The sequence below is a fragment of the Paenibacillus sp. S33 genome (assembly GCF_053615415.1).
Window position 1 is genome coordinate 29,454 of the sequence record NZ_JBSIEZ010000002.1, and the last position, 12,807, is coordinate 42,260.

The 12,807-nt window shown below is 48.8% G+C and carries 3 protein-coding genes; all 3 read right to left on the bottom strand.

Annotated elements, in window-relative coordinates:
- Nucleotides 1-12 precede the first annotated feature (12 nt).
- The 3 genes from ACWGXJ_RS25390 to ACWGXJ_RS25400 are packed head-to-tail and all read right to left on the bottom strand — an operon-like array spanning nucleotide 13 to nucleotide 12,804.
- The gene (locus tag ACWGXJ_RS25390) at nucleotides 13-4,743 is read right to left on the bottom strand and encodes a hypothetical protein (protein WP_452567982.1); all 4,731 of its coding nucleotides are present in this window, start codon (nucleotides 4,741-4,743) and stop codon (nucleotides 13-15) included.
- Nucleotides 4,744-4,758: 15 nt separating this feature from the next.
- Nucleotides 4,759-9,393, bottom strand: a complete 4,635-nt coding sequence (locus tag ACWGXJ_RS25395; RefSeq protein ID WP_452567983.1) for a LysM peptidoglycan-binding domain-containing protein — start codon at nucleotides 9,391-9,393, stop codon at nucleotides 4,759-4,761.
- A gap of 30 nt (nucleotides 9,394-9,423) precedes the next feature.
- Nucleotides 9,424-12,804 (bottom strand): hypothetical protein, encoded by a 3,381-nt coding sequence (locus ACWGXJ_RS25400; RefSeq protein ID WP_452567984.1) that lies wholly within the window; start codon nucleotides 12,802-12,804, stop codon nucleotides 9,424-9,426.
- Nucleotides 12,805-12,807 lie beyond the last annotated feature (3 nt).

Sequence of the window (12,807 nt, forward strand, 5' to 3'; positions counted from 1 at the left end):
ACTTAAACCATGTCATTCATTTGAAGGTAATGCAACCTGTCCAAGATTCAAGTAAATATCGGACAACTTGAGAATCGGAACCGATCTCTCACTCAAATCCTGATCAAACGGAGTCAGAATAGTTAAATCAAAGTGAAACTTTCCGCCTCTTCGCTCTAGTCCTTCTTTCGTCAGGTAATCTTGAATCGCTGTCGCTACATGAGGGAGCTCCTGCTTAAATGCCAGTTCCTTTTCCGGCAGGAGGAATATTGGAATCTTCACCGAATATAAGTGGTTTGGAAGCTCGTAGGAATAGAAGCATTCCAGCTGAATTCTTGGATTTTCCTTATTCCCCGCCTGCTCAAACAAAGTGCTGAAAAAATCATTTAAATGCTCAAATAGCGGCTTCTTGCCTCTTTCCTCCGTCATAGGTATAGGAATATCCCTCCTAAGGTAAGGAAGGAGCACTTTCTCAAACTTGTTTCGGTCCGTCCGGTAGATGAAGGGTTCGGCTGTGGGTTTTCCGGGGACCAGTTCCTCGTTCCGGATGATGTAAACGGAAGCTCGGGCATTTTGGTGTTTCAATACATGCAGCCCCGGAATGGTTACCGTTCTTTTTGCGATGTTCAACCCGGCTTCCCCGGACAGCTCGCCGCTGTCGTTACGGAAAGTGAATTCAAACTGCTTCAGTCCGTCCTTCTTTATCGAAACGCTACGTTCGGTCGTATAGCCCTCAACATCAATCCTAGGCTCCTCCCCGTACAGATTAGCCGACCGTTCAATAAAACGGACAATCAGCTTTCCTCCGGGATGATCACTTCCCTCCTCGATGGTAAAGCGGTATTCCTCCGCATCCGGGTCTGATGTTTCCTCTGGTTTATTCGTCACCGGCAAACGAGCCTTATCCTGTGGCCAAGAGCTCCACATATCTGTAACGTATTGAACCAATCCACTTAAAATCTTGCCAATTTTACTGATCGGTTCCCACTCCTTTGGTTCGGAACCATCCGCCAGTGTCTTCGGTATAGCCATCTTGGAGATGTTGTCCAGGTATTCCTGCAGTTTCGGATAGACCTCTTGAAAATCATGGAGCGCCCCGCAAAGATGACGATGTACCTCCTCCCCAAGCAGCTTGTTTTTGAGCCGCTCATTGAAACGGACATCCACTTTGACGCGGTCCTGGGGATGATGACTTGTCCGGGTGTAAGAAAATTCGTAATTCCACTTCAGCAAGTCGGTGAATGGCGGCTTTATTGTATCTGCCATCAGGTAATCCTTCATGCTTTGAAGCTTTAAGGTCGGTATCTCCGGGTAGGCCCGCAAAACCATCGGAACTTGAACCTTGCCGAGTGGTTGGAGCATCCGCCTGCCCAAAGCATTCTCCGGCAGTATAAAGTACAGCCAGGACGACGCACGGTATCCCTCGATATCCGGAAGGGAACCGATTTGATGCTCGATATGGGTTGGAGCATAATTGGCTTTAAGCTCCAAGAAACGAGTTGTCGTAGTTTCAGCAGGATCCTTCTTCATCCCAGCTAAGGAGAAACTGAGCAATGACCGGGTAAACGCTCTATCATAGGGGTGAATGCCAACTTTAGGATTGGACAAAACAATGCCTTCCGGCAGCTTGTCGTTAGAAGCTACAACCGTGCCATACAGCTTGCTCTCCAGTTCTTTGACAGGATCTCCCGTATCAGTCTTTCCCCGAGCTTCTGCCTGATATTGAATCACGGCATCCGTGTAATAAGCTCTGGTGAGCTCCAGGAGCATTTGTTGTTTGTATATCTCTCTGGCAACTGTGCGGTCTATCTCCGGAAAAGACTCTCCTTCATATACTTCAACCATCTGTTGTGAAATGTAACCGGCCAATTTCCGCTTGCACTCCAATAAATCGTCGTGATGTCGGGCAGATTCAGAACTGTTTGTGTTTGAAAGCAATTCAAAGGCAGCCATTGCTGGGGAGTTGATGATCTTTTCAAGCTTCTCGAGGAAAAATCTAGACTTCTCCTCCATATCATGGGTTCTTACGGTGATCTTTGTTTCATCACTCGGCTCTGCTTGTTCGGTGATTTCATTGTCTTTCACTAACCACTTTTTGGTATAGGGCAACTCAACCGATGCATTGATCAACGGGGCGGGGGCATAAACAGCCGGCAATTCTTGGTTGAGGACGCGAAATCGCAAGCCTTCATTAACTGTCGGTTCCAGGGAGAGCCTAACCAGCCAAACCGGCACCTCCAGTGTAGATTGCGACCATCGTTTCCTGTCGATGCCGACAGCCGTCCGGTAAGCAAATGAACCTTCATAATGGAGGGCGCTCTCCAAATTTTCCGCGAAATGACGAAGGGAAGTTTTCGATCTCCGTTGGTCATCACTATCCTCTTCCCTGTCGCTTATTGGACCGATCGGTCCGGAAAATTTCCATACCGGCAAGGACGTACGAAAAGCAGGGTCCACCAACGACAACGGACGAGTCAGATCCAGTTGCACCTTTAGCTCGAAGATATCAAGCGGATTGATTTCCTCCTTTAGGATGGGGATGTCTATCGTATAAACGCTCTCTTTCTCTTCCTCATCTCCCCTACCCAAGTTGCGCAACTTCTCTTCTGCATCTTTGAGACTCCGGATAATCACCTGTTTCTTTTTCTTAGACAACTTATGCTTATACGCAGGCATGAGCGACGTCCACACCGTACACTCCACCATCTCCCTGTCGCTCAATTGATGCTCCAGTTGGGCAACAGCTTTTTGTAGAATATCTGCATCCCTTTCGGCTTGGCACTTATCTTTGTCGGTTGGCCCCTCTTCAAATTTCCTTTGTTGTCTGCGAAAGTTGATACACAGAACAGGCATATTCCCTTGGGTTACAATCTCGTAATCGCAAGTCACCGTTGGCCATTGTCCCGGTCCTAGCAACGGATCCGTGAAACCGACAGGAACTGCGAGATAACCTTCTCCACCCGGCTTTGAGCCTGCGGGTCTATGGAGGCGATTTCCGAACATATCCATCCAATCCCATCTTATCTGCAAAAGGGAGCCGATCTCCCGGTAATGCCGCTCGTTTTTATTCTTGACATTCCCCTCGGCAGTCAAATCCGCCCCCTGAAGGAATTTTTCATATGGAATAGCTTTCGAATAACGCCATTTTCCATCCCCTGCAACTTGAGGCTCAGTTCCTTCGGAGTCGGCAGGTTTTCCGTTCTCGACGGGCCCAATCGGCATACCCGGATCATAGTCTTGGTAATACCTGTTCCGCTCTAATCGGTATCCTAACAGATGAAACAAACGATCCACGCTATCCGGTTCGCCTGAATCCTGTGTTTCTTCGATCCCGTCCCGTTCTGCTTGGATTTCAATCACCCCGGGAGGAAGAGCAGCCAGCCTGATGGCCGGTCCCGTGAGAACGCTTAGTTGCTCCTCCGAGCGAAACAACTTCTTCACCTCAGAATTCGCATGTGCAAGGGAAGCTAACGAAGTTCCGAATTTATCGGCGACCTTTCGCAAGGTGTCCCCTTCCTCCGCCTCATAGGTTGTTGCAGGCAACCGGATCGCTTCCGGCTTTGACGGATCGTCCCAACGAACCCCGGGATTTAAGGCCATAAGCGAGTCCTGTTTTACGCCGTACACCCGTACGATGTCTTCCGGAGAATTTAACCCGCCTGTGTGCAGAATGCATACTCCATCGATCACCTCAAGATCCTGTCCCTTCATCAAGGATAAATCTTGATGGCGTTCGACAATCTCCGTCACATCCGAACAGTAGGTCTGAGCCAAATCAAGCAAAGATTGCTCCCCTGCGAACAGATCGGGCACGATCTCGCGGACGATTTCACCATATAAGGTTTCCGTTGTTCCCGTGTTGCCTGCGAATAGATTGCCATTTCCGGCTTCTCCTGACACCACGCCCCCGGTAACGATACAGTTAAAATACGGACGCACCGGATATAGTCTCTGATCGGAAGGCTTTTGAAAGACAATCAGTAACCCGACCTTTGCCTCCCCTTGATGATCAAATATACTGTCCGGCACCCCTTTCCCGGTCCCCTCGTCGTTGAAATAGATCGAATATCCGCCCGATCGCGTAATACTGCCCTCCCACAATTTACTGATAAAGGTATGGGTATCGGTTGCCAGACCATTGTCGCTCTCGCCCATCAGTTCAATGCCTTCCGAAGGGTGAGTATCCGTACTCAAGTTCGCCTGCATCACGAACAGGTTTGGCCGCTCCCCGGAAGATGCCCACTTGTTTTCCGAACTATATAACAGATGGAAATACCCCCTGGATTCATTCAACTCTTTTCTGCCTGCTTGCAGAAGACGTTCCAAAAGAACAATGTCCGCCTCCCTGATGCCGAGAAATTCATACATTCTATCCTTAAAGGTCGGGTCCGCTTCGGAGGAAATCCTCCTAATGCGAAGTTCTATCAAGGTAGCCCAAACCCATGTGGGGACCGGTACGGTCTGCTCATCCTTTTTCGAGTAAAAATCCATTCGGGGTTGATACTTGCGATTGTTCGGAATCATGCTTCCCATAGGATCGGGAAGCTTCCAAAGATGCATCGGTTGGGAAAGGCCAGCTCTCTGAGCCGTTTGGTCCGAAGCCGACCAACCCCCGGCTTGGGTCGGCTGATAACGTTGGGACATCGTGTGAACAGGATGTAACAACTGAACTCTGGAACCTTCAATCTTGGCCTCAACCGATTCCGCTTTCAAATCCTGGATCTCGGCTGCATACTCTTCCATTGATATACGTAATGGGCTCATCGGGATTCCTCTTCCTTATTCTTTAAATTCAATATTCAAATAGTTGTCAGGCTTATCAATGACAATGGACCAGTTTTTGTCGAAATGCGGAATTTCCCCTTGTTGTCCGGTCAGTTCGAACAAGCAAAAGTCCGTACGGCCCGAATCCACTAACCTCGTGTTCAACCCCTCCCGGTTACGAAGGCGCAAGCCGTGAAGGAATGATCTGGACAGCATGCCGGATAATTGTTGCAGAACGCGCTTTTTTTTCATCCTCTCAAAAATATCCTTGGTCAACATACGCTTTAACGGTCCGAGCGTAACTTCCTGAGCGAAGAATATTCCTGCTGTATTCCAATTGTTCTCATTCTTGGCTAATTCGTCGACGCTGACCCCGGATTTCTGCGCGATGGTCCGGAGCGTATCATGTTCAACAACCGCATATTCGTAAGGAGGCAGCAAAATTTCTGCCGATTCGCGCAACATCATTTCAGGGTACTCCGATATAAGTCGTTCCAAACACGCAAACCCTTCCTCGCAGGGATATCCCAGCTTCCTAGCTATCTTTGCCGGTGAATCTCCTTTTTCAACCTGCAGAGATTGTTGGGGATCATCCGCTCTCGGGTAAGAAGCTGGTACGAACAGTTCTTCATTTTGTGCGTTTTCATCAAGCTGGATCATACTCTTCGCAAAACTGTCAGCGCGTTCCTCACCAACTATGTAAATCGCGATTTTCTTCCAGGTATCTCCGGCTTGTAAACGATAGAACCTACCTTTAATGAACAGTCGGGTCCCTGAACGAAGTGGAACCTTCTCGTTCCGTTTGAATAGATCGATGGCACATTGAATCATCTCCGGTGAATGAGCGTCACCCGCTTGACCTTCCTCAAACACTAGATTCCTGGTGTGCTTAAACAAAAAGCTGATTATCTCCATAGCCGTTGTCGCTTCGCCAATCCCGTATTTGTAATCGTCAAGTTCATCCAGTGAAGCTTGGATAAGCTGGCGTGCAATAGACGTAAAATAGTCATTCAGAACAAATTCGGCGACGGAATACTGCTCCTCTTCCATATTCACTTTGATTCCCAACGGCTTCTTCCCGGAGTACGGCATAGTTTCTATGGAGCTCTGCCGGAAGTGCTTCATTTGTTCGCGCAAATATTGGGCGTTGGCTGTTGCCGCGTCTGCAAACCGGTATTCCTTATCGATAACGGAAGGATTGTCCTGATCCGGCTTCGTGATCTGAACGCTCAGCCCCGGCAGTGCAGGGAAAAATATCGTATCCAAGCAAATTTCAGACGCTGTCTGTCCATCGGCTGAAGATTGACACTGTTCATGTTTGCCCCGTACGATGATATTCCAATACTCGGATAAAAACCGTTCCAACGCCTTCATGGGGATGTACGGTCCCGCCGATTCGGGATCAGACAACTGTTTCTTTAACTGGCATAACCGTTCCCGAAGAACATAAACCTTTTCTTCGCACTCTTGTACGGATATCGTTTTTATATCGCCAAGAGCGGCCGCAATTAACCAATGAAAGAAGCGATGACATACTTTTTCGAAGTCCGGAATTTTTCCATTCGGCTCCTGGCCGCCATCTTTGGAATCATCGAACGTTTCCATTGCGAATAAAAGAACATATGCCGCTTTGCTTCCAGTCGTCGAACCCGGATCCGGTGTTAATGTGATCACAGGCGCAGCATAGATTGTGATCGACTCCGTTTCGGTCGATACGAGATTATCCCAATGGAGCGTTAAATGCGGATATAGTTCCCGATTGCAGCTTTTGTCAGTGTCTTGGTTTAAAGTGAGGCCCTGCTGAATGGCCAAAGCGCTCCAAGGCGCCTGCTCCTCGGCTTTAATTACAAAGCTTTCCTTGATCTCTGCGGAATAAGAGACACTGATTTTGATTTTGAACATACCCTTGCCGATTTTGATCTTTAGCTTAATATCCACTTTTGCAAGCAGGGAAAACTCCAGATCGCCATAAGCTTCGTAAATCATCGCCGTTGCTACGGTCACAGCCACATCCACACTGGCTTTCACAAGAGACAAGTCCACTTCGCCGTAAAGTCTTCCTTGAATCCCCATGATCCCCTGAAGCCAATAATACAATGCGCCTTCTCCGTCTCCGTCAGGCCTCCAGTTGGCAAGCACCCCTTCCATCAAACCGATGACCGTAACGCTGAAACCTGCCTTCAAAGGGCCCTTCTGTATTTCCTTTCCCAAACCGACGCGCATGCCGAAACCCAATTCCAAAACTGGTCCAAAACTTCCTGTTCTCGCCTCAGGCAAACGGTTTGAAGTCAAACCGGACAACTTATTGACGTAGAAGCCTGCCGAGCCGATCATGGGAATGCCGGGAGGGACAATCGTCTGGATCGTAAGGGACCGCGAGAAATCGAAGTTGTATGGAAATCCGATGTCAAGCCTGAAATCACCGTTGGTATATATGCCGATCCCGAAAACAGGTAACGTCAAGGTATAGGCCCCAAACTCCATGATCCTCAAAACATCCGGTAAGGTGATTTCCGCCTGGTAAAGGCCGATGTCATCCGTGATCTTTCGGTAGAGGACTTCAAATTCAAGACCTTTCATGAAGTCGCTTGTTTCCTTATTAAGCCCAACCTTTAATGCGTACAGCTGTGGATCGTTGAACAGGAACTTTAGTGATATAAATCGCAAAACTTCCAAATCCATAGCGATGATCCAACCCGCGGAAGGGTTATATTGGATCGAGTCCCTGCTGCGATTCTCTCTCATTGTCCGGATCGCATCCTCAACAGAACCCAGCCCTCCACCAACTGGCGAAACATGCTGGCCCAAGGCAAGAAGTTTTAGATCAAATACATCCGACAAATGATTTGGAACCGGAGTCGTTGACGGCTCCGCGGGATTCCATGATGGATTTTGGACCCCCAGAAGATCGCCTTTAAGAGTAATGACAAGACGTTCCTTCAACGAAACATTAGGATTCAGATCATATTTGAGTTTAAACCCTTCAAGCAAACCCAAAGATCTCGACGCATGGATCGTTGTTTCCAAGGTAGCGAATTTATTCTGTGTATCCAGTACAAGCTGCGTTTCCGGCAAGGAAATGTCGTCGAACAAATCCCATGGTGATGCAAGACCAAACGGCCACGGCCTTCCCTTGACCCAGGATATCGCTTCTTTAATCAGCCATCCCAACGACTTGTCTGGGAGAGGGAGTACAAGTAGATGATCCTCAATCTTGATATCCTGGTCGTGCCATTTGCCTGTAATGGTTCCATCATCTTGATAACTAACCTTTAACCGTATCCCCAAGAAGTCAGCTTGACCTTCCAAGAAACCTACAAACTTATCCTTGTCCGCGATGTATTCAAAAGAAGATTCCGCCTTTATGGCAATACCCCATTTTTCCCAAAGGACCACAGCCTTTAATATCCAAGCGGAGCCGTTCCAACAGATGGAGGCTTCCGGGAATTGCAGGTCAGGCAGAGGAAAGCTTGTACCTAGGGAGCCTCTGGATACCGTTCCGCATAAGGATTTCCATCCTTTCACGGAAGAGAAAGCCAAGGAAATTGGAAGAATCATACCCGGGAAATTGACAGCTCCATTTAAGGTAAGCCAGTACTCGTTCTCATCGCCCTCTATGGAAAGTCTCTGAAACTGTACCTGCGGATGTCCCAATTCCAACTCATTCGATATGGATAACAAGGCGGAGCCTTCAATATGTGTTCGACCCGTACCTTCTGACCGGATCGTTAGACTTAAGCCGGAGCAAAGAACACCTCTGGCCAGCCCTGCATCGCCAATCCCGAACATCGACGGTAGCAGTTCTTCAAACGGAAATGTTTTATCATCGGACGTACACGTCCAACTCCAACGACCGTTTACAAATTCGCCTGATATCGTGATCGTTGCTTCAGAAGGCAAGGCCAGCCTGTATTCGATGCGGGTGATTATTTCCCCGGCCTCTTCTTTAACTTCTAAAGTGGCCATTCCTTTGGCCAGTTTCAATACACCGCCTATTTCCAATTTGTTCAGTTCACAAACTGCTTTGATCCACTTTACACGATGAACGGCAGCATCATACGCAAAGGAAATTCCCATCTTCGCCTCGGAAACGGCTTCCAACCACCCCGAAAGACGCAAGCCGCCCAAAAACGGCTGGAGGTCGGACAACGTCGGTGTTGCGAGCGGAAAGCTCGCTTGAAAGATCTCTTCCGTAGGGAAGGGATAGGCAACTGAAAAGGGCAGCCATACTTTACCCACCAAAATGGAGGTTTCGAGGGAGCCTTGGACGCCCGGATCTCCCTGCTCCGACAACGTGACATGAATCTTCCAATCACTAAGCAGAAGCCAAGGCATTCCATCAACTCTGAACTTGCCGCCCCGTTTTATGGTCAGATCCAAGACAAATCCCGCTTCCTGCGTACCTTTAACCGAGAGATCAAGCTCGGCATCCCTTCCGCCTAAGACTTTCATTTGGGCTGTAAAACGCGTTTCCTCTTCAGTTATTTTTTGAAAATCCAAATTTTTGAGGTTCCAATCGACGTAATCCGATAAAGCCTCGATCCGGGGATATAACGTTGTCTTGCTTTCCAATACCTTGCGCAGATTGAGAGCGAGATTTCCTTCCTTGGCGTTCTGCCATATCCCCTGCAATTCCTGAAGCAAACTCAAAGACTTTCACCTTCCTTTCCATCTCTAGTTTTACTTGACATACGATGCGTACCATCCTAAAGGATGTTGCCGATCCCCGCCTCCGAACCAAATTAAGGACATACTTCCTACCGGCGGAAAACGCAAGCCAAGAAAGCGGAAGAACATTTCGCTGACTTCCAGTTCAAAGGTGTTTTTTTCACCGTTGTAGGTCAAATTGATGTCATTAAACTCGAGGGGTATTACATTCTGAAGCTTAAACTGATGCTCCAACCCCGGAAATTTTAGTCCGACCGATAGCTCATATCGGCCGGGATCCTCTGCTTTTCCCGGACCCCAGGCAAGCAAAAGCTCCGCCTCCAACGGCTTATTGTCGCTTAAACCGCCCAAGCTGCCGGCTTGGAGCCGAAAGCGAAGGCCGTTCCAAGGACCGCTGCCTACATCATAAAAACCCGCTGCCATTCCTACAGACCAATATCCGAGGTCTGTAATCGAGCGATTATCGGTGATATAGCCAATTAGCTCCAACGGAAGACTTTCCACCAAGCTGCGTTGCCCCGATTGCTTTGACCCAACCATTAGTTCAAACTTCGTCCGATCCGTAAGGCAGTCCCATCCATCTCCCTGTTTGGCGATCGTTAAAGAATTAAATTTTAGGCCTTCCTCACCGAAGGACATCAGATTATAGGGACTCCCATTAAACTCGATACGCCGGAATATGATCGAACCACAGATCTCCAGCATGGGTGTGGAACCATTTCCGGGAGACGAAATGTATTTCGCTTTATCCACGGTAACCTTCTCCGCGATGTTGCTGTCAAATTGGAAGATCACCCGCTCTCTTGTTTCGAGCATGTAGGTTCGGCGGTTCTCCTCGCGACGAGTAGATCCCTCCAACTGGGAAGACTCCTCCACTTGGGAGGTACCCTCCAATATCAAAGCATTGTCAGTGTATCGGCTCCCCCCCTCTGTTCCGGCCGCCCTGTGCCCGAACCACTCATCCATGGTCAGTTGGCCTAAACAAGAGAAGTCAACCATTCTACCCTCCCGTATAGCCACTTTTAAATACAACAAGGAGAAATCCCATTTAGCGCTGCGGTTGTCAACCTGAACAGGCACGTGAGGAGGCTGAATGGAAAAACCCGGATGTTGGTAGCGGATCAATCCGAATATTTTGCTTTCATCAGGCGGAGTCATCTCCCGTTTGGCTACCGACGTTTCAAGTCCGAAATGGTGGGCATAAAACCTCAGTTCATTGTCGGCCGTCAATTGTGTAAGGTCCCCGATATCCTTAGGAAAATCAGTTATTGTTGCTTTCAGCACCAGGATTCCGGTCCAATACGGATCCTGAACCAACGCATTAAAGTGTGCCATTGCGGGATCATAGCTTCCGATTTCCTTCGCCTCTTCGATATAATCTTTTATCCACCTGGACAAGGCTTGAAGGTCCCCAGATTCATGGATCGACGCATCATCCCCGAAATGACTTTGGACAAAATCCTCCGGCTGGGTCCACAAATCGGAGCGTTCCGCTAATTCGGCCAAGCTTTGCCCAGCTCCGGTACGGCCCTTCATGATCAGGACATTACTGTAATTCAAGTATGCGTTTTCCGAGCCGACATCCACATGGAAGACCCAACCGTCAATATTTATCTTGTTATTAAAAACAGGACCACTCTCGACAGTCCCCTTATCGGCTCCCAGATGCTTTCGGCTGGTTGCCACTATGAAGAGCTGATTGGTTTGCAATGCTTTCTGCAAGCGTTCATCCACGGATTCAAAGCTCCATTCCGAAGCGTTCTGTTCCGTCTCGGGACCCGATAAATTTACAGATCCAAGAAGAACTTTTTTGTAAAGGCTGCCGCTTAATCGAACCAGCTGACCGTTCGGAGTCGTCGCATCATAAAAGGTTGCGGCGGACTCCTCCGGAACTTCCGCGGAGGGCTGCGCCGATGTTTTTAAATAGTGTCTCCTTACAGGAGAGATGACTTTTTCTTCAAATTCGCGGACTTTATCCGGATCGAAGTCGCCTTCTAATATGGTTACTTTTACCCCTCCATAGGGAACCAGCGGATATGGTTTAATTTCGTCAACGGCCGGCACGGGAGTTGGTTTGAAATCCAACAAAAGCTTTTCTGTTGATGCGGATAGGTCTCCTTGACTATATAGCGTCGAACCGGGAGGTTGTGAAACGTAGCTGCTGCTCTCCCCGGATCCCACTTTCGGAATGACGCTCACCCACGAGGTAACATATTTGTGTTGGAGCATTTCCTCCGGTTTCTGCGCAGGGGGGCCGTAAGAATCTCCCTCCGGAAACGGGTATTTCCACGCATACGCGGCCTGATTCGGATGAAAACGCAGCCGGCAGCTCTGGGGGATGACAAAAAATTCCGTTCCCGACAATCCGCCCAAGAGCTGAGCGGGTCTTCCCTCCTGACCCTGCCGGTCAGATTCCGTAATTTCAAAATCCCCACTCGGCGACAGTATGAGTGAGTGCTTGCCCACAGCGGATTGGAATAAAAGTCTGGCTTGATATTCATGCCAATAACTTTCCTGTTCAACAGGGCTCAATACAACCGCTTTGCCCGCCTTTGTAACATAATGGGTGGGCAACTGCTGAACGAAGCCCGTATTTCCGTTTCGGGAAAAAGCCAAAAAGGACCGCCCCGTATAAGTCTCCTCACCATCTCCAGGCAAAAACCGGTCGCAGGTATCGATGCATGCCGTGAATTGAACAGGAGTCCCTTCGCCCGATTGCTCCGGGATTAAGGGATACCGCGCAACGGCCAGATTTGCCCCGAGAGATACTTGTGCCAACGGATGGACAAATTGAAAACCGATCATCCTGCCACTGTTCGCGGCTAACGAATCCAGAGGAATAAATAACCGTTCAATGACCCAATACCCTCTGCCCGGGCCCGTAAAGGAGAGACGAATGTTTCGGAACGGCTCGGCACGTGGCGCCGTTGCCCCGGAAAATGAAATTTCTCCTTCAAAGATTAGCTCGCTCCGCTCCACATCCACCCCGATTTTTACACCGGATGAGAACTGAAGGCTCCAACCGTCTGTAACAATCGGCAATGTAACGGGAGTTTCGATAAAGACCCCGTCTGATTCGCGTACCCCTAACCAGGAAACGGTCTCCTCCGTTATTTGCTTGGGATCGCTCAGCCATATATAACTTCGCTGCGGAATTCGCAATTGTCCGGACAATGTTTGATATATTTTGGAAGACTCGCGAATGAACTGTTCTGAAGATACAGCAGAAAATACCATGTACCCGGTATACTTAAAACACGCATCGCTCAAAGTGAGGTGATCCGGTGCCGCTTCTCCGCTGAAACTCGACCAATAGGCGATCGGCCGTCCGTCTATATCCGAAACATACAAAACGATTCCGCCTTCTTCGTGTTGCTTGCTGAAAGTCGTCATCGG

What these genes read in the sequence shown, in the direction of transcription:
- ACWGXJ_RS25390 (WP_452567982.1), bottom strand. Translation starts at nt 4,743, where the DNA reads ATGAGCCCATTACGTATATCAATGGAAGAGTATGCAGCCGAGATCCAG.
- ACWGXJ_RS25400 (WP_452567984.1), bottom strand. Translation starts at nt 12,804, where the DNA reads ATGACGACTTTCAGCAAGCAACACGAAGAAGGCGGAATCGTTTTGTAT.